This window comes from Marinobacter sp. (assembly GCF_044799475.1).
Lineage (GTDB): Bacteria > Pseudomonadota > Gammaproteobacteria > Pseudomonadales > Oleiphilaceae > Marinobacter.
Genome location: NZ_CP085217.1, coordinates 2938069 through 2957221, shown reverse-complemented (window position 1 = coordinate 2957221; position 19153 = coordinate 2938069). Strand labels below are relative to the sequence as shown.

The following is a 19153-nucleotide window of genomic DNA, read 5'->3' as shown; positions in this document are numbered from 1 at the left end:
GTTGGCCTGATGCTGATGCTGATGCTGAGGTGCTCTCCTGTGCGTCTGGAGCGCTTATATTCCCTGACGATGTATAGTTAGTTTCAAGTCTAACCAACACCTTCACCGGCTTAAATAGGTGACTTCCGGAGGGCGAGTGAGGAAATTCCCTGGTACACAATCACCTCGGGGCATGCTCTGCCATCGTCACTTCTGCCGCCCGGAAAGCATGCCATTCAAACGCATCTGTTTTGCCTGTTTAAGTAGCCATCTCCACGGAAAAATGGTTTTCACGGTTGATACTTTGGAAATCGTCAACAATTATGTATGTAAGGCGTATCAATTCAGGCGTCCAAAAACCGCTGTAAAATAACAGGAGAAAGAATGATGAGTAAGCGCATTCTCGGCACTCTTTTTATCATATCGGGCTTTATCTTATCGGCTCTCGTGGCAACACCGACGATGGCGGCCAATGAAGCTTCCCAGAGGCAGCATGGTTCCTGGATTGTATTGAGCGGCACCGTGGCCAGTGCTGAAGCCCCGGACTCCTTCGTGCTGGATTACGGAGAAGACACGGTTCGCGTTGAGCTGGATAACTGGAACTGGGCGGAACAGCCAGGTCAGGTTGCCGAAGGTGACAAGGTCAAGGTTTACGGCAAGGTGGACCAGGACACCTATGAAACGGCCACCATTGAAGCCGACAGCGTGTACGTGGAAAACCTTGGAATACATTTTCACGGCAGCCCCGGCGACGAAGAGGCCCTCAGCGGTGCCGACCTGGAGCCCCAGCCTCCGGTGACAACTGGCGAGGTGTCTTTCACCGGCCGGGTGGAAAGCATTGATAATCGTATGTTCACAATAGATACAGGTTCACGGGAACTGACCGTGGACACCTCAGCAATGGACTACGATCCGCTGAAAAGACCCGGCCTGAGAAACCGTTCCGTCCAGGTGGAGGATCTGGTGACGGTCAGCGGCACCATGACTTCAGGTGTTTTTGAACTGCGTAACATCAAGGCCGATTCCGTCATCATCCGCAGCCGCGCCCCCATTGGCATGGAAAGGCGGGAAATGAAAGAAGGTCAACCTAAGCCAGGTGCTCCGGCAACCCAGCCGAAGCCAGTCGAGCCCTGAGGTAAGCCCTAGACGCCGCAGCCGTCGCGGGATCGGCAAAACCGGAGGAGATCGGGAAAGAACGAGAGGAAATGAGCTTCCAGGACCGGGTCCAAAAGTTCTATTTCCTCAATCATTCCGGAGAACCGGTTTTGAAAGCGGATTCTGCCGGCAATCCGGTCCAGCGCATAACCTATATTTTCAAGATCCCGGTAGGCGTTCAGCCAGTCGTTTCTGATCATCTGCCGGGTAACCTCGACCATTCGGTCAGGCATCAGGTCCTCCCCTCGCTGAAGATCTGCATATACCTCCCGGATAAACATGTGCCGTGGGGTGCTGGCAAAATCCTGCCAGTGGCGTAGCAGGTAATGATCGAAAAGAACGTCCAGCGCAACACCGGCAAAGCGCCGTCGCTGCCCCGAAAACAGCCGCTTTGCAGCAAGCACGTCGGGATGCTGATCTGTATAGGCATCCACCGCCCGGTGATTCTCCAGGCCCTCCCTCACTTCAGCTGGCAAGTCTCTGGTGACCACTCCACGGGCAAAGTCGCCCAGCAGATTCCCCACCCGGGCTTCCACGGTTGGCGGGGACAGATAGAGATGTGCGAGATGGTTCACAGTGAAAGTCTCCGGTTTTTGCGGCCTTGCTGTCGATTTTAGGCTTTCGTGAGAGTAACCTACCGGTCTTTTCAGGCTGACCGAGCACGAGTGACGCTGTTCGAATGAAAGATCTTTCGCCCGTAACCTACATTGTTAGCATCATGCTCGTGATACTGAGCATTTTTCTGTCTCTCCCCGTCATCCTGATGGGGTTTTCGGGCAGCCCCAACGCCATGGCTTTTGTTCAGTCTGCCGCTGGGTCACTGACCCTGGGTGTGCTGGGGTTGCTGGTTACCCGCGGCCAGTCACGCTACCTCAAACCACGTTACATGTTTATCCTGACCATCAGTAGCTGGTTTCTCATATCGGTTCTTGGCGCCGTCCCACTCTATCTGAGCGACCTCAACCTGTCGGCCACCGATGCCCTGTTCGAGGGTGTATCCGGAATCACCACCACGGGCTCCACCATCCTGACAGGCCTTGATGTCATGGCGCCGGATATTCTGCTGTGGCGATCCATGCTTCAATGGATAGGTGGAATCGGGATTATCGGCATGTTCGTGGCTGTTCTTCCGTTTCTGGGCATTGGCGGCATGCGCCTGTTTACCACCGAATCCTCCGAGTGGACGGACAAGGCGCTGCCCCGGATGAAAACTCTTGGCCGGGGGCTGCTCTTTGTCTATGTGTTCTTTTCCCTGCTCTGCATCCTCGTGTACTGGAGTTCGGGAATGTCATGGTTTGATGCAGTGAATCATGGCTTTACCACCGTCGCAACCGGGGGGTTTTCAACCTCGGACATGTCCATGGGCAAGTTCGCAGGCTCCAACCTGATTCTCCTGGAAGCGTCTTTTTTCATGATGGTGGGCGCCCTGCCCTTTTTCCTGTACGTCCGTGAGCTGAACGGCCAGCACGGCGTATTATGGCGGGATCAGCAGGTACGGGTATTTCTGTTTCTCATCCTCGTTGTTGCGGTGAGTATGACAACCTACCGGCTATGGAATGAAGGCGGCGACCCGCTGTCGGTATTCTCCACCAGTCTGTTTAACCTCACGTCTGTTGTGACCACGACGGGCTATGCCTCGGAGGATTACCAGCTCTGGGGTCCCTTTGCATTTGCCTCGTTCTTTTTCCTGATGTTCGTTGGCGGCTGCTCGGGCTCCACCAGCGGTGGCATGAAGATTTTCCGGTTTCAGCTTTCGATGATGGTACTCCGGGAGCAGTTCAAGCGGCTGCTTCATCCCCGCGCCGTGCTAACCCGGAAGTACAATGGCCGCCCGGTGAGCGATGAAATAATCGCTTCCATGATTGCCTATGCCTTCGTTTTCCTGGTGTGCCTGCTGGTCGGCACCCTCGCGCTGTCCATGCTGGGGATCGACTTTATCACCAGTATTAGCGGCACTTTGACAGCGCTCACGAACGTTGGTCCGGGCCTGGGAGAGATCATCGGTCCGGCAGGCAATTTTCAAAGCCTGCCGGATATCGCCAAGTGGATTCTCTGCGTTGGCATGATCGCCGGGCGCCTTGAACTGCTAAGCGTACTGGTAGTCCTGTCTCCCGGCTTCTGGCGGGGCTGACCTGACTTCAGACCAGTTTCAGGTGAGTCCTGAGAAATTCACCAATATCGATGATTTCCTCCAGGCAGACACTGTGGTCCATGGGGTAGGTTTTGTACTCGGGGCTGTAACCCATGTCCTTCAGGGTTGTTACGCTCTGGCGTCCCAGAACCTCCGGAACCATCGGGTCATGTACGCCATGGTAGATCCTGATGGGAATCTGCCGGTTGGCCTCTGAAGGGCTGATGTCTCCGGCTGAAGGGAAATAGGTGGAAAGCCCGATAATGCCAGCAAGACGCTCCGGCCACGTGAGGCCGACCTGATAGGCAACCGCGCCACCCTGGGAAAAGCCTGCAAGCACAATGCGCTCGCTCGCGATGCCTCTTTCCCGCTCCCGCTTGATGAGCTTGCCGATTTCGGCCGCGGAATGCATCAGCTCATCGGTACTGATGGAACGCTCTGTGTCGATGGCTTTTATGTCATACCAGGAAGGCATGCTCATGCCGCCGTTGATGGTTACAGGCCGCACCGGAGCGTGGGGAAATATAAATCGCACGGCAGCTTCCGGCGGCAGCTGGAGCTCCGGTACCACCGGTTCGAAGTCGTGGCCGCTGGCTCCCAGGCCATGAAGCCAGATAACCGCGGCATCCGGGGAGGGGCGGGTTTCTTTTTCGATATACTTGAGGTCGCTCACGGATAGCCTCTCTCGACTGGTTGGATTTCAGGTTCGGAACATACAATGGCAGAGGATTGTACTGTATAGCTCAGCTATCTGCAGTGGATGGGGCTGAGCCTGGTCGAAGAAATGATTATAAAGGATTACCATTAAAGTTCCGGGCAGCGTACGGGTTGCATCGGGCGAGCAGATTGACAGGAGATCCAGATGACGAATCCCACTCAGATGGCCGATGCGGGCCTGCAGGACAAGGCAACGACCGGGGGCGCCGCGCCTGCGGCAACTACCCGCAGGGAAGGTAACAACTGGCCCCTGGATTCGGTTATCCACGGCCTCCGGGAGGCCCGCTACCAATGGCGCGAAAAACATGGGCGGGAACTGGAGCTGGGCGCCCGGGAACTGCCCTCTCACGCAGCGGTTCATCAGGCCATGGAAACCCTATGCGGAATTCTTTTCCCCATGCGGCTCGGGCCGCCTGAACTGAGCAAGGAAGGGGAAGATCACTACGTGGGCTACATGCTTAACAGCGTGCTCAATGTTTTTCATGCCCAGGTAGGCCTTGAGCTTGGCTACAAGAACAATGGAAAGAGCGATAAGGATTGCGAACAGATCGTCCGGGATTTCGCCACCCAGTTGCCTCGCATCCGCAGAGCGCTGGATATGGATGTCACCGCGGCCTTCCGGGGGGACCCAGCGGCTACCTGCGTCGATGAGGTTCTGATCTCCTACCCGGGGGTTTTTGCCATCATTTATCATCGCGTAGCCCATGAATTCTACCAGCTTGGCCTGCCCCTGATCGCACGGATCATTTCGGAGAAGGCTCATTCGGCGACGGGGATCGACATCCACCCTGGCGCCACAATCGGTCAGGAGTTCTTTATCGATCACGGTACCGGTGTGGTTATCGGGGAAACAGCCATTATCGGCAAGCGCGTCCGGCTCTACCAGGCTGTCACTTTAGGTGCTGTGCGCTTTCCCGAAGATGAGAGTGGCTCCCTGAAGAAAGGGGAACCACGGCATCCCATCGTCGAGGACGACGTGGTGATTTACGCGGGGGCAACCATTCTCGGCCGGATCACCATTGGCAGGGGTACGGTTATTGGTGGCAACGTATGGCTCACCCGCAGCCTGCCTGCCAACAGCCAGATCTCCCAGGCGTCGTCCCGCAGTTCCACCGACTGTGTGACGGATGACTGTCTTGAGATGAACGGCAAAAGCAGGAAATAGGCCTGGCCTGCGGTACAGGTTTCGTCCCTTGTCGTCCGCTCAAGTCACTGTAGCCCGGCACGGATGATCCGTACCGGGCCGGAAAGGCCTCTATCGCGCCTTCAGTGAGTTGATCACCGGGTTGGCGTACATGGCCAGCAGAAAAGGCCTCAGGGCCGGGTCGCAGGCGTCCAGACGGCGCTCCATCTCCGCTTCGGCGGCTTCCATTTCCGGCTGGGACAGAGCTTCCGCCAGTTCCACCGTGTCATGGGCGACTCCCTGGAACTCTGTCGTTCGTATCTGATCGTAAGCCACCAGGTTTGACGCGTGCAGGTGATAGTTCCTGTGCATCTCCTGGTCAATGACCGCAGCCATTTCCTTCGCAGTTTCCGGAACCTCTTCAATGATCGGGCTGCCAAAGTGGACATGAACATGCCCCTTGAATCCCGTCATCCCCCTGATAATCTGATCTGAATCCTCACCTGGCTGCTTTTCATAGGTTCCAGTGCGGGCCCTGGTTTCCAGTTCCCGGGCCTTGTCCACGTCGCAGGGGTCATACTCATAGGCAATGGATACAGGTACAACCCGCAAATGCTTCATGGCTTCTGCAAAGCCCTGCCCTGCCTTTTTCTGGCTCATGTAGAACATCTTGACGATGGCCGGATCGGTCTGGTCCACGCCATTTTTGGCCCTTCCCTCCCGCTGGGCAATCCAGACGCTGTGATTCTCTGCAATCGAGTGATGGATAAACGACGACAGAGTCATGTAGCTGTCCCGCATCTCCCGCGGGCTGGTAATGCTTCTCTTGACCACGAAGCTCTTGTTGAGCCACATCATCTCGGCGAATACCCGGTTCTGCAGAAGATTGTCTCCAATGGCTATCCGGGTCGTCTGGAAGCCGTTGCCAAACAGCAGATAGTTAACCACCATTGGATCAAATACTATGTCCCGATGGTTCGAGACGAAGAGGTACGATTCGCTGCGATCAAGCGCGTCCAGGCCGGTGCATGTGACCTTCGAGGTGGTTTTCTGCACCAGTTCGTCCACAAAATGATAAAGGCGGGCCTGGAGGGCGTCGATCCGGTCAATACCGCCAAATTCCCGCTGTAGCCAGCGCCGGACCATGAGGCGGGTCAGCCCCGGAGCCCAGCGTGTCAGGCGGGGCGACTTGAAGCGACCCACCATTTCAAGGAACTCCGGATCTTTGGTCAGCCGGTCAATCGCAGCCCGGGTTTCGTCGTCCCGGTAAGGTCGAATTCCATCAAATTCCTGCATGAAAGTCCTGTTATTGTCGTAGCCTGGGCGCAAACGTACGTGAAAATCCGTTCATTGTAACCCTTTCTGGTGCTATCTGCCCATGCATCCCCGGACCCAATACTGCCCCGATTCTGGTACCATTGCCTACCCGCCGGGCACTTACCCGGATACCCCGTTTTACTGCAGGATGGAACATCATCGTCATGGATTTTGAGCAACTCAGCACCCAGCGACCGGACGCCGGTGAAACCTCTCCGGAAGCGGTGCTCAGTCAGGTTTTTGGCTATCAGAGCTTTCGCCCCCTGCAGGGTGAAGTCATCCGGGAAATTGTTGCTGGCAACAATGCCCTGGTGCTTATGCCCACCGGCGGTGGTAAATCTCTCTGTTATCAGGTTCCCGCCCTGGTCAGGCCAGGTACGGGGATTATAATTTCACCCCTGATCGCCCTGATGCAGGACCAGGTGGCAGCGCTGCAGCAGCTTGGCGTGAAAGCCGCGTTTCTTAACTCCACCATGGATCATCAGCAGGCGCGGGATACCGAAAATGCCCTGCTGACCGGTGAGCTTGATCTGCTTTATTGCGCCCCGGAGCGCCTGCTTCAGCCCCGGACACTGGATCTTCTCCATCAGGCCTCGGTGTCACTGTTTGCGATAGATGAAGCCCACTGTGTTTCCCAGTGGGGACATGATTTCCGGTCTGACTACCTCGGGCTGGATATCCTTGCGAGGGAGTTTTCCAGCGTCCCCCGTATCGCCCTCACAGCCACGGCTGATGAACGCACCCGGGTGGAAATAGCCGAGCGTCTCTCGCTGGTGGAGGCCCGGCATTTCATCAGCGGATTTGATCGCCCTAATATTCAGTACAGAATTGCACCGAAAACCAACGGTAACAGCCAGTTGGTGAGCTTTATTAAAGCGGAACATCATGAAGATTCGGGCATCGTCTACTGCCTTTCCCGCAACAAGGTGGAGGCAACCGCCAGACTGCTTGAAAGCAAAGGCTACACGGCGCTCCCCTACCACGCGGGACTGCCTGCTGAGCAGCGGGCGCGGAACCAGGAACGGTTCCTGCGGGAAGATGGCGTGATTATCGTCGCGACAATTGCATTTGGTATGGGCATCGACAAACCGGATGTAAGATTTGTCGCCCACCTGGATCTGCCCAAAAGCCTCGAAGCCTATTACCAGGAGACCGGTCGCGCCGGTCGCGACGGCAATCCCTCGACCGCCTGGATGGTCTACGGCCTGCAGGACGTCATCAAGCTGCGCCAGATGCTGGAGGGATCCACCGCCAATGATCATTTCAAGCGGGTGGAGCGCCAGAAAATGGACGCCATGCTGGGGCTCTGCGAAATCACCACCTGCCGTCGCCAGGCCCTGTTGCGCTATTTTGGGGACACTCTCGAGAAACCATGCGGAAACTGCGATACCTGCATCACGCCACCCCAGACATGGGATGGCACGGTTGCGGTGCAAAAGGCGCTCTCCTGTGTCTACCGCACAGGGCAGAGGTTCGGCGTGAACTATCTGATCGATGTGCTGCGGGGCTCGGACAACGAGCGGATTCGGCAATCCGGCCACCAGGCTGTTTCCACTTTCGGCATAGGAGCCGACCTCAGCGCTGGTGACTGGAAGTCGGTGTTCCGCCAGCTGGTCGCCAATGGCCATCTCAGAGCGGACCCGGAGGGCTATGGGGCACTGCAACTGACTGAAACCTGCCGGCCACTGCTCAAGGGAGCCGTTAAGGTGGATCTGCGCAAGGACCCTGTGCCGAAAAAGGCCGCCTCGGGACGTAGCAATGTCCGCGACCGGATAACAGATCCTTCAGGCTGGGATGCGCTGAGAGCCTGCCGCAAGGCCCTGGCGGACGAGCAGGGAGTGCCACCTTACGTGATCTTTCACGACACCACCCTGTTCGACATTCTCGAACGCCGGCCGGCCACACTGGCGGAGCTGGCAGAGATCAACGGCGTTGGCACGGCCAAGCTGGAGCGGTATGGGGAGGCTTTTCTCAAAGCCATCGCAGACCTGGATTCCGCCCCGGCCTGAACCGCAGTCAGGCGCTTTGGTTTTCAGCCCTGAAGCCCTTGCGGCGCACCCGGTAATGAGCCACGGAGGTGGCCACCAGGTCGCCCTCCGCATCGTATAACTGCCCTTCAAGGGAAAAAGCCGCCCGGCCTGTGACATCTGCCTCGGCCTTGATGGCCTCGAGAGCGTCACTGCCAATGCGGAACTCGACCGTTACGTCGGAGTTGGCAGCCTTCAGAAACTGCAGCGTCATTTCTTTGAGGATGGGCGTGTAGGCAGGGCCCAGATCGAACAGCGCCAGCACCCCTCCGGGGATTTCCGCCACCAGAAAGTAGGCCCCCGCGTACATGCTGCCAAAGTGGTTTTTGTTCCCTTTGAGGGGAATCGACGCCCGGACATGGCCCGGGCTCACCTCTTCCACGGAAAAACCATTCCGCGTGGCAAATGGAATGGACAGACCAATCACCCGGTTAAGCGCAGCGTAACCGCCCTTCTTGCGGGCCCATGCCAGGGGGTTCATCAGGGTTGCATTCGGGTCTACCCCTGCAAGCCACTGCCCTGTGGCTCCGATCACTTTGTCCATTAACGCCATCTGTTCACCTCTGAGGTAACATTCAAAAGAAGTGCACATGATTACAGCGGTGGCATGAGCGCTCAAGCACTTCGTGACATTCTGGCCGGTTTCAGACCCTGAACCGCTCCACGTTCTGCTTCAGGGACTCGCCCACAGTGCTGATCTGGCCGCTGTATACATCATTCTCAGAGGCGGCAGCCGCTGCTTCCTGGCCCTGGTCGGCAATGCGGGTGATCGACGCATTAAGCTCTTCGGTCACCGACGTCTGCTCTTCAGAGGCCGTGGCAATCTGAGTGGTCATCTGGCTGATGGAGCTGATCGCCTCGGCAATGCGACTGAGTGTCTCCATGGCATCCTGGGCTTTCTCCATGCTGACGTTCGATACGGCGGTGGAGGCCTGCATCACTTCCACAGCATCGTTGGCACCTTTCTGGAGTTTTTCGATCATCCGGTTGATCTCCCCGGTGCTCGTCTGGGTGCGCTGTGCGAGGTTGCGGACCTCATCTGCAACCACGGCAAAGCCGCGTCCGGCATCTCCTGCCCGGGCTGCTTCGATCGCAGCATTCAGAGCCAGAAGATTGGTCTGCTCCGCTATGCCCTGAATCACTTCCAGTACTGAGGTGATTTCAGATACATCCTTGCCCAGCTTGTGGATTACGGTTGTGGCGGAACCAATTTCCGCAGACAGCCGCTGGACCGCATCTTTTGAAGCTTCAACCGTGACAAGGGACTCCCGTGAGTCGCTGTCGGCCGTATTGGCCGCGTCCGCTGTCTGCTGTGCGCTCTGGGCAATTTCAGCGGCGGCGGCCGACATTTCGTTGATTGCGGCGGCGATCATGTCTATCTCGCTCTGCTGGCCCTCAACGCTGCTGCGGCTGGCACTGGCTGTCCGGCGCAGCGAAACCACGCTCTCGCCAAGTTCCGCGGCGCCCTGCTGAACATCGTTAACCACCTCGTGAATCTGGCTTACGAAGGTATTGAAGTTTTCCGCGAGCTTTCCGAACTCGTCCCGGGTCTCCACCTCCAGGCGGCGTGTCAGATCTGCATCACCCGTGCCGATGTCTGCCATGGCCGTTCCCAGTCGCCGCAGAGGAGTCATCAGCGTCCGGAGGATGAAGTGCAGCAGCACCAGGGTGATCACCAGCGCCAGAGCGGCCACTATCAGACCTGTCATCCGTGCCTCACGAACTGGCGCGCTGATCAGGCTTTCGTTGGCAAAGGTTGCCAGGTACCAGTCAACTCCGCGGGCCTGGGTGATCTCATGAAAACTTACACGCCATTGGTCGTCTTCGATGGTAAGGGCACTGGGGGTACCTGAAAGGTCCGGATTTCCTCCGATCAGTTTGTTCACTGGTTTCCCAACCAGCGTCTTGTCGGGATGGTAAAGAACGGTGCCGGACTTGCTTACAAGAGCCGCGTAACCGGTATCCGCAAGAGTAAGGGTGGACAGGATTTTCTGGATGGCCTGCAAAGTGATGTCACCACCGGCGACACCGGCGTATTCGCCATGACGGACCGGGGCAAGGGTGGAGATGATTGTTTCACCAGATGCCGCGTCGAGATAAGGCTCGGTAAAGGATCCCCGCCCCAGGGATTTGGCGAGTTTGAACCATGGGCGGGTTCTCGGGTCATAGCCGTCCGGAAGGGTTGCCGCTGATGCAGCGGTGGGCATGAGCATGCTGCCTTCATCCGTGCCGACGTAGACATCCTTGAATCCACCCCCCTGAGTGGCGGATTGCAGGATTGCCTGGGCCTGGTCATCGGTTTCTGCCGATTCCAGAGCCTTTGCCACAGCTTCGGTCATACTCAGGCGTGTGTTGAGCCATTCCGCGATGCTTGACGTACTCTGAGCGACCGCGTCGTCGATCAGCGCGTCAACATAGGTGTCGGTGGTGCGGGTGAGACGATAGTCGCCCATGATGGCGTAAGTGCCCATAACCAGCACCAGCAGTATACCGACGGCGAACAGGAGTTTCTGTCCGAATGATAGGCTTGTCATTATTTTCACTCTCCGGATGGCTTTTCGGCACTCGCAATGGCTGCCTGAACTGAATGTCGGCGGCAGCGGCGAAGTCTTTAAGGGCTTCTGTTAAAATAGGTGCAAAAGATACACCGTCCCGCAGAGGATGAGGTGTGTGAAACTGTTACGATTTGTCTTACGAATCCACATCCAGCCCTGGAACTTCTTCCGGAGGCTGATCAGGCGTTATATAGGAGTTGGCCTTTTATGCCGCACGAAGAGTTGCACCTGAATCTCAGAAACCTGACGGTGGATGATTACCCCCAGCTAAAAAACTTGATGGATCGGATTTACAACGATATTGGCGGTGCCTGGCCTGAATCCACCATCAAGGGGCTGGTCGAGCAGTTTCCGGACGGTCAGATCTGCATTGAGGATTCCGGTGAACTGATTGCAGTCGCGCTGACCGTCCTGGTCAAATATGAACGCTTCAGCAACCCGCACACCTATGACGACCTGATCCTCAAGAATGAGAAGATCTGGCATAACGACAAGGGCGATTCACTGTACGGCCTGGACGTGTTCATCGACCCGGAGTACCGGGGCTACCGTCTGGGCCGCCGACTTTACGAAGCGCGGAAGGAACTCTGTCGCTCCATGAATCTGCGAGCCATTCTCGCAGGTGGCCGTATTCCGAATTACCACAAGTACGCAGACCAGTACACGCCGGCTGAGTACATTGAGCGGGTGGACAGGAAGGACATCTACGATCCCATCCTGACCTTCCAGCTTTCCAATGATTTTCAGGTCACCCGGCTCATGCACAAGTACATGCCGGAAGATGAAAAATCACTGGGTTACGCAACTCTGCTGGAATGGAACAACATACTTTACACGCCGCCTTCTTCCGTTATCGACGTCCGGAAGACCCAGGTTCGAATGGGCGCAGTGCAGTGGCAGATGCGGGAATTCACCTCAGTGGAAGAAGTGCTGGAACAGGTGGAATATTTTGTTGACGCTCTGTCCAGCTACAAAAGTGACTTCGCCCTCTTCCCCGAGTTTTTCAACGCGCCATTGATGGGTCTGACTGACCAGTTGGACCAGAGCCGGGCTGTGCGTTTCCTGGCCGGGTTTACGGAACAGTTTCGCAATGAGATGTCGGAAATGGCCGTGAGTTACAACATCAACATCATCACCGGCTCCATGCCGCTGATAGAAGATGACCGCGTCTACAACATCTCCTATCTGTGCCATCGGGATGGCCGGGTGGATGAGCAGCGGAAGATACACATCACTCCCCACGAGCGCCGGGACTGGGTCATTGAGGGCGGCGACCGGTTCGAAGTCTTCGAAACAGATGCCGGCCGGGTGGCCATCATGATCTGCTACGACATCGAGTTTCCCGAGCTGGGCCGGATAGCAGCCAGCCAGGGCGTGGATATCATCTGCGTACCCTTCTGGACAGACACCAAAAATGGCTATCTGCGGGTGCGCCACTGCGCCCAGGCACGTGCCATCGAAAATGAATGCTATGTAGCCATCACCGGCAGCGTCGGCAATCTTCCCAAGGTCGAGAATCTGGACCTGCAGTATGCCCAGTCTTCGGTTTTCTCGCCGTCCGATTTTGCCTTCCCTCATGACGCAGTCATGGCGGAAACCACGCCGAACACGGAAATGATCATGTTTTCGGACCTGGATCTGGAAAAACTGACCCTGGTCAGGAGCGAGGGGTCGGTCAACAACCTCAAAGACAGGCGCGCTGACATGTATGAAGTTGCACCAAAGTTCACACTCCCTCCACGCAAGAAGACCTGAGCCTCTGGATGAGCGACCCGATGTATCAGCCTGAGATCATTGCCAAATGAGAGGCGGCTGGCTATTGTTTAGGCATTACGCCTGCGCCCCCGGCAGCCACTCCGCTCCCGGGCTCCGCCGGAATGCCCAGGAACCGGGGCCGGGATTGGTCCGTCAAATTTCGTGAAATCAATATGTTGAAAGACATGGAGCCGATGAAAGAACCATTGCCCGACCTGCTGGCCCGCTTCCGCGTGAAGCTGGGTCTGTTCAGGAAAGAATACATCGAGGCTGAGATTTTTGATCTTGATCAGTACGGGTGTGTGCTCAAGACGGATAAAATTTTCAATCCCGGAGACACCCTGCTGCTTGATCTGGTAATGACCATGCCCTTCGAGAATATTGAAGCCGAGGGCCTGAACGGCTTGATAACAGAGCGGAGAAAGCACTGCAGCAACTTCTTCTATTCGGTTGATTTTTCAGGACTTGATTCCAGGCCACAGAGTTCAGAGTCAGACAAGCTTCGGCGGATTCGGGATGTTGTCAACAAAAAACAGATGCTGCGTTCACGACGGAGTGGACCGGCCAGCAATCTGCGCCAGACCGGGTAAAGCAGCCTGCACCCCGCCCAGTGGGCTTTAAACCCGGATTCAGAGAAATTTCAGAAAATCCCTGCCAACAGTCATCCGATGTGCTTCTGCATCTGTATCTGTCTGTCAGGTTTCAAGGTAACCCCAGATCAGAAAGGGAGAAAGCGATCATGGCGAAGAAAGAAGCAAAAAAAGACGTGAAGAAAGATGTGAAGAAGGACGTGAAAAAGAGCAGGTCCGGCGAAGACAAAATCATCAAAAAGATGAACAAGCAGTACGAGAAGACCTCCGCTCAGGTGGAAAAAATGATAAGCGAGGCGATGAAGCAGTTTGACTCGTTGCAGTCGCAGATTCAGGAACCTGTCCGGAAAATGATCGGCGATCTTGACCAGATGCGCGACCGGGAGATGAAGCGCTTCAATGAGGAGCTGGACCGTCGCCTGAAAGAACTGCATGAGCTGCAGGAAAGCCTGATGGAGCGCCTCGGCGGCGTCACCGGCAAAGCCCGGAAGGATGCCGAGAAGACAGTTGAAAAAGCGGGTGAAACCATCGAAGAAGCCGAATCCCAGCTCCGTGAAGCTGAAACCGAAGTCAAAAAGAAGGCAGGCACTGCCAGCGGTGCAAAAACCACACGCCGGGACGCAGGCAAGATCGACAGATCCGATCTCAAGCAGGTCAAGGGAATTGGTCCGGCCACAGAAAAGAAACTTAAAAACGCCGGCATCACGTCAATCGATCAGATTGCCCACCCATCCGACGCAGACAAGGAAAAGCTGCAGGCCTTCACCAACATCAGGAATTTCGGCAACTGGTCCAATGAAGCCCGGAAACTGGTTTAATGCAGGTATCCGAACAGCCCGTCCTGCGTGACATAGTCCTTGTTGGTGGTGGACACAGTCACGTAGGCGTCCTCAAACGCTTTGCCATGAACCCCGTGCCAGGGGTCCGCCTCACCCTCATCTGCCGCGACACCCACACCCCCTATTCCGGAATGCTCCCAGGCTATGTGGCTGGGCACTACAGCTATGATGAGGTCCATATAGATCTCAGCCGGCTGGCGGAATTTGCGGGGGCGCGCTTCTACCGCGATGAAGCCGTGGGGCTTGACCGAACGAACCAGCGGGTACTCTGCCGCAACCGTCCGGCGGTTCCCTATGATCTGCTCTCTATCAATATCGGCTCCTCCCCCAGGGTTCAGGATGTTCCCGGGGCCCGTGATCACGCCGTGCCGGTGAAACCCATTCGTGGTTTTAATGACCGCTGGGTCAGTCTGCTGGAGCGCCTGGAAAACCGGTCCGGGGCAATGAACGTGGCGGTTGTGGGAGCGGGAGCCGGCGGGGTTGAGCTCACCCTCGCCATGCAGTACCGCCTCCACCGTGAAATCAAGGCACGTGGTGGCGATCCGGAAAAGTTAACCTTCCACCTGTTTGATTCAGAGCCCAGGGTGCTGCCTACCCATAACGAAAAGGTGCGGAAAATCTTTGAGAAAACCCTGAAAGCCCGCGGGGTGAAATTGCACCTGGGCACGCCAGTGAGCCAGGTGGAGGCCAACCGCCTCGTGACGGGTTCCGGAGATGCTTTTGAGGTGGACGAAGTGCTCTGGGTTACCTGGGCTGGCGGACCGGAATGGCTTAAAGACACAGGGCTGGCACTCGATGAGGGCGGGTTTATCCGGGTTCGCGATACCCTGCAGACCGAGACGGATGACAAAATCTTCGCCGCAGGTGATATCGCCAATGTGGTGAATTATCCCCGGGAAAAGGCCGGCGTGTTCGCCGTGCGCCAGGGGCCGCCGCTGGCGGACAATCTCAAAAGAGCCGCTACCGGAAAATCGCCAAAGGCCTTCCAGCCCCAGAAAAAATGGCTGGCCCTGATCAGTACCGGCGACAGATACGCGGTTGCCTCCCGCGGGGAGATGGCGCTCGCAGGGCCTCTGGTCTGGCGCTGGAAGGACTGGATCGATCATCGCTTCATGGCGAAATTCAACGATCTTCCCGATATGGAAGACACCTCTGCCCTGCCCGACACCTCTGCCGCACAGAACCCGGAAGAGGCATCCCAGGCCATTTCCGCTGTGGCCATGCGCTGTGGCGGCTGTGGGGCAAAGGTCGGCAGCACGGTGCTCTCCCGTGCGCTGGGCGAGCTCAGGCCCATTGAGCGGGATGACATTCTCGTCGGCCTTCATGCGCCGGACGATGCAGCAGTGCTCCGTGTGCCCCCTGGCAAAGCCGTGGTTCATACCGTGGACTTTTTCCGGGCCTTTATTGACGACCCCTATGTGTTCGGTCGTGTGGCCGCGAATCACAGCCTGGGCGATGTGTTTGCCATGGGTGCCGAGGCCCAGAGTGCCACGGCGGTGGCTACCGTACCCTACGGCATTGAATCCAAGGTTGAGGATATCGTTTTCCAGATGATGTCCGGAGCGGTGGATGTGCTGAATGAAGCAGGCTGTGCCCTGGTAGGCGGTCATACCGGGGAAGGCCGGGAGCTGGCGCTGGGCTTTGCGGTAAATGGCCTCATAGACCCGGACAAGGTCATGAGCAAGGGCGGCCTGAAAGCCGGCGATGTTCTCATACTGACCAAACCCATCGGAACCGGCACCCTGTTTGCCGCCCATGCAAAGCTCAAGGCCCGTGGCCGGTGGATCGATTACGCCCTCACCTCCATGATGCAGTCCAACAAGGCTGCGGCGGAGTGCCTCAGCCGGTTTGGATCAAGAGCCTGCACCGATGTTACCGGCTTTGGTCTGCTTGGCCACCTGGTGGAGATGACCCGTCCATCCGGGGTTGACGCTGAGCTCTCCCTTTCTGCAATTCCGGTGCTCCCGGGGGCAGAAGAAACCGCGGCAGCCGGAATTCTCAGCTCACTGCAGCCGGCCAATATCCGCCTGCGCCGCGGCATTCGCAATCAGGAGGAATGGGTCAAACACGAACGTTACCCCCTGATCTTCGATCCCCAGACGGCAGGCGGGCTTCTGGCCAGCATCCCGGCGGACAGGGCGGAAGCCTGCGTTGCCGAGCTGCGGGCGCTTGGCTACCCGGAAACCGCCGTCATTGGCCGGGTGCTGCCCCAGGGCGAAGCGCTGGAGCCTATTTTGATAAAGGCCTGATAAATGCCCGACCAATCGCCGCCAGCAGAGCTTTCTGCTCGGCGGCAGGGGTAAAGGCCGGGGCCTGCCGCTCGACACCCGCCTGAAGTGCAGCAAGAAACAGCGGATCAGTCTCTGCCCTGCGCAGCATCTCAGCCAGTGCAGTCTCATCACGGGCAGGGAAATAACCCGGGTAGTCGCCACCCAGCAGCCCCCGGTTGCCCGGTATGTCCGAGGCGATGACGGGCAGGCCCGCCCTGCAGGCCTCAGACACCACGTTGGCACCGCCCTCCATGATGGAACTGATCACCATAACTCTTGAGCGGCTCATCAGATCCTGGGTGGCCTCGCGTTCAAGTTCTCCCAGATATTCAAACCGGGGGTTGTCCTGCTTTTCCTGCTCAGCCGCAACCGCCCATTCTTCATTGTGGGGTTTGCCGGCCTGCAGAATGCGGATGCGGGAATTCTGTGGCAGCAGACGTGCGGCCATGGCCGCACGCAGGGAATCCTTTTCTTCCCTCAGGTGCCCGGCAACACAGACATCAAAGTGGCTGCTGTCCTTCGGCAAGGCGGCGGAAGGTTCGGGCGCCGACTGGAGAACGATGGCAAGGCGCCGGTGGAAACACTCAGGGATATCTGCAGCCACCTGTCGGTGAAGGCCGACAAGCACGTCAGCAAGCGCCATCGAATGTAACGTAGCGTCCGGATGTGTGTCCTGAAAGCGATAGACGTCCGTGCCGGTCAGCACGACTGCCAGGGGTCCCCGCGGGTAATGTTGGCGATAGGTCGCCACCGCCTCCCTGCTCCGCCAGGCATGAAGTGCGATGAGCAGGTCAGTGGGCTCGCCCTGGTACTCGGTCACTACCCGCACTCGCAACCCGGCCTCTTCGAGAAGGCGGGCCCAGCGCTCGGCAGTGGCACGATTACCGGCCTTCGAGCCTGGTGGCGCCGGGGTAATGAGAGTGACGGCGGCGGCGGCGGGAACAGCGTTCATAATAATGACTCATCCTGGCGGGTGGTGGAGCATCCGGGTGTCGATGGTGGCCGGAGACCTGAACATAAAAACAAAAATAAAGCTGTCAGGCCAGAACCGTATGTGAATGCGCGTCGTAACACAGTTCATCCTGACAATGTTTGACGGTATGCTGGTCGCCGTCCTGACTGCCAGGAAGCGTAAGAATTCAGCTGATCAATGAAAAGGAATCGTTCAATGATACATTCTGTCGTGCGGACCGCAGTGATGGGGATTGCCCTCATGTTCACTGCGACCGTCACCCTCGCCCAGGAAACGTTCATATTTACTGCCATCCCTGACGAAGATGAAACAAAACTCATGGAGCGCTTCCAGGGTGTCGCAGATTATCTCTCTGAAGAACTTGATGTTGATGTTCGTTACATTCCGGTCAAATCCTACGCCGCAGCCGTGTCTGCTTTCAGGAACAATCAGGTTCAACTCGCGTGGTTCGGTGCATTGTCCGGTGTTCAGGCCCGACGCCTGGTACCCGGTTCTGAGGCCATCGCCCAGGGCGTTGAAGATGAAACCTTCCACACCTATTTCATTGCTCACAGGGATTCAGGTCTTGAGCCCATGGACGAGCTGAATGAATCCCTGAAAGGGAAAACATTCACCTTCGGCTCAAAGGGCTCCACTTCCGGCCGCCTGATTCCGGAATTCTACGTCCGTGAAGCTTTCAACCAGTCGCCGGATGAGGTGTTCTCACGGGTTGGCTTCAGCGGCAACCACACCCGCAGCCTCCGGCTCGTTGAGGCCGGCACCTACCAGGTCGGTGTCGTCAATTTCAAGGTCTGGGACAAAGAGCTTGCAGATGGCAATATCGACGAGGACCAGGTACAGGTGATCTGGTCAACTCCCCCCTACCCGAATTACCAGTGGACCATTCGCGGCGACGTTAACGACCGTTTCGGTGAAGGGTTCAAGGACCGCGTAACCAAAGCACTGCTCACCCTTGAGGACGAGGAACTACTGAACAGTTTCCCGCGGTCAGGCTTTATTCCGGCCTCCAATGAAGGCTATGAGCCCATCCGCAAGGTCGCGGAACAGCTTGGAATCATGGATTGATGGGAGCAGCATTTAAACTGCAGGGTATAACCGCATCCTTCGGAGGAGAGCGTGTCCTTGGCCCGCTCTCACTGACGGTGAACGAGGGTGAGCGGGTCGCTCTGGTTGGCAGGAGTGGTGCGGGGAAATCCACTCTCATGCGGCTGATGTATCAGCGTGCACCGGACAGGACAGCGCTTATACCCCAGGAACTGGGCCTGGTTCAGGCCCTGTCGGTTTTTCACAATGTGTTTATGGGGCGGCTCAACGAGCATCCCACCTGGTACAATCTTGTGACTCTGGTCAAACCTTTCCAGCGGGAGAGAAGCGAGATCGAACCCCTGCTTGACCAGCTTGCAATGAAGGAAAAGCAGTGGTCACCTGTGGCCAGCGTATCCGGGGGCCAGCGCCAGCGGGTTGCAATCGCGCGAGCCGTGTACAGCCGAGCGCCTCTTCTGCTGGCAGATGAGCCGGTATCGGCACTGGACGGGCCCCTCGCCCATGCAGTCATGGCCATGCTCAAGGACTCATTCGGAACCTCGATCATTGCGTTGCACGATGTCGAGCTGGCGCTGAAATACTCCGACCGCATTGTGGGAATACTGAACGGGCAGATTGCACTGGATGAGCCAAGTTCACGGTTAAGCCCGACCGACATTCTGCCCCTGTACTGAGCGA

General features: G+C 57.2%; 16 protein-coding genes. 10 read left to right on the top strand and 6 right to left on the bottom strand.

Annotated elements, in window-relative coordinates; all coding sequences use genetic code 11:
- The first annotated feature begins 363 nt into the window (after positions 1 to 363).
- Positions 364 to 1113, top strand: a complete 750-nt coding sequence (locus LG327_RS13660; RefSeq protein WP_404362641.1) for a NirD/YgiW/YdeI family stress tolerance protein — start codon at positions 364 to 366, stop codon at positions 1111 to 1113.
- 8 nt (positions 1114 to 1121) lie between these two features.
- Here the strand turns inward: LG327_RS13660 and LG327_RS13655 are convergent, their stop codons facing one another.
- Entirely contained in the window at positions 1122 to 1709 is a 588-nt protein-coding gene (locus LG327_RS13655; RefSeq protein WP_404362640.1) for an ACP phosphodiesterase, read from the bottom strand.
- Between the two features lie 143 nt (positions 1710 to 1852).
- Here LG327_RS13655 and LG327_RS13650 point away from each other — a divergent pair, with 143 nt between their 5' ends.
- Positions 1853 to 3265 (top strand): TrkH family potassium uptake protein, encoded by a 1413-nt coding sequence (locus LG327_RS13650; RefSeq protein WP_404369426.1) that lies wholly within the window; start codon positions 1853 to 1855, stop codon positions 3263 to 3265.
- A gap of 7 nt (positions 3266 to 3272) precedes the next feature.
- Here LG327_RS13650 and LG327_RS13645 read toward each other — a convergent pair whose 3' ends face one another.
- Positions 3273 to 3938, bottom strand: coding sequence for an alpha/beta hydrolase (locus tag LG327_RS13645; protein ID WP_404362638.1), 666 nt, complete (start codon positions 3936 to 3938; stop codon positions 3273 to 3275).
- Positions 3939 to 4127: 189 nt separating this feature from the next.
- Here LG327_RS13645 and epsC point away from each other — a divergent pair, with 189 nt between their 5' ends.
- Positions 4128 to 5147, top strand: coding sequence for a serine O-acetyltransferase EpsC (gene epsC / locus LG327_RS13640; RefSeq protein WP_404362636.1), 1020 nt, complete (start codon positions 4128 to 4130; stop codon positions 5145 to 5147).
- 90 nt (positions 5148 to 5237) lie between these two features.
- Here the strand turns inward: epsC and LG327_RS13635 are convergent, their stop codons facing one another.
- The gene (locus LG327_RS13635; protein ID WP_404362634.1) at positions 5238 to 6401 is read right to left on the bottom strand and encodes a 1-acyl-sn-glycerol-3-phosphate acyltransferase; all 1164 of its coding nucleotides are present in this window, start codon (positions 6399 to 6401) and stop codon (positions 5238 to 5240) included.
- A gap of 185 nt (positions 6402 to 6586) precedes the next feature.
- Here LG327_RS13635 and recQ point away from each other — a divergent pair, with 185 nt between their 5' ends.
- Positions 6587 to 8431, top strand: coding sequence for a DNA helicase RecQ (recQ, locus tag LG327_RS13630; protein WP_404362632.1), 1845 nt, complete (start codon positions 6587 to 6589; stop codon positions 8429 to 8431).
- A gap of 7 nt (positions 8432 to 8438) precedes the next feature.
- On the opposite strand, the gene LG327_RS13625 is transcribed toward recQ, so the two are convergent.
- Together LG327_RS13625 and LG327_RS13620 are read right to left on the bottom strand one after the other, a co-directional pair.
- The gene (locus LG327_RS13625; RefSeq protein WP_404362630.1) at positions 8439 to 9002 is read right to left on the bottom strand and encodes a PaaI family thioesterase; all 564 of its coding nucleotides are present in this window, start codon (positions 9000 to 9002) and stop codon (positions 8439 to 8441) included.
- Positions 9003 to 9093: 91 nt separating this feature from the next.
- Positions 9094 to 10983, bottom strand: a complete 1890-nt coding sequence (locus LG327_RS13620; RefSeq protein ID WP_404362628.1) for a methyl-accepting chemotaxis protein — start codon at positions 10981 to 10983, stop codon at positions 9094 to 9096.
- A gap of 228 nt (positions 10984 to 11211) precedes the next feature.
- Here LG327_RS13620 and LG327_RS13615 point away from each other — a divergent pair, with 228 nt between their 5' ends.
- The 4 genes from LG327_RS13615 (at position 11212) to selD (ending at position 16437) form a co-directional block, all read left to right on the top strand.
- Positions 11212 to 12759 carry a GNAT family N-acetyltransferase gene (locus tag LG327_RS13615; protein WP_404362626.1) on the top strand — a complete coding sequence of 516 codons (1548 nt, stop codon included), beginning with the start codon at positions 11212 to 11214 and terminating at the stop codon, positions 12757 to 12759.
- Between the two features lie 194 nt (positions 12760 to 12953).
- Complete coding sequence (locus tag LG327_RS13610; RefSeq protein WP_404369423.1) at positions 12954 to 13349, top strand: hypothetical protein; 396 nt, start codon at positions 12954 to 12956, stop codon at positions 13347 to 13349.
- 149 nt (positions 13350 to 13498) lie between these two features.
- A complete protein-coding gene (locus tag LG327_RS13605; protein ID WP_404362624.1) occupies positions 13499 to 14167 on the top strand; it encodes a helix-hairpin-helix domain-containing protein in 669 nt (222 codons plus the stop codon).
- Positions 14167 to 16437, top strand: coding sequence for a selenide, water dikinase SelD (selD, locus tag LG327_RS13600; protein WP_404362622.1), 2271 nt, complete (start codon positions 14167 to 14169; stop codon positions 16435 to 16437). Before LG327_RS13605 ends, selD begins: the two co-directional genes overlap by 1 nt.
- On the opposite strand, the gene senB is transcribed toward selD, so the two are convergent.
- Positions 16418 to 17410, bottom strand: a complete 993-nt coding sequence (senB, locus tag LG327_RS13595) for a selenoneine biosynthesis selenosugar synthase SenB (RefSeq protein ID WP_404362620.1) — start codon at positions 17408 to 17410, stop codon at positions 16418 to 16420. The two genes, selD and senB, sit on opposite strands and share 20 nt — an antisense overlap.
- 216 nt (positions 17411 to 17626) lie before the next feature.
- On the opposite strand from senB, the gene LG327_RS13590 reads away from it, so the two are divergent.
- Positions 17627 to 18496 carry a putative selenate ABC transporter substrate-binding protein gene (locus LG327_RS13590; RefSeq protein WP_404362618.1) on the top strand — a complete coding sequence of 290 codons (870 nt, stop codon included), beginning with the start codon at positions 17627 to 17629 and terminating at the stop codon, positions 18494 to 18496.
- The gene (locus LG327_RS13585; RefSeq protein WP_404362616.1) at positions 18496 to 19149 is read left to right on the top strand and encodes an ATP-binding cassette domain-containing protein; all 654 of its coding nucleotides are present in this window, start codon (positions 18496 to 18498) and stop codon (positions 19147 to 19149) included. The genes LG327_RS13590 and LG327_RS13585 overlap by 1 nt, the downstream gene beginning before the upstream one ends.
- Positions 19150 to 19153 lie beyond the last annotated feature (4 nt).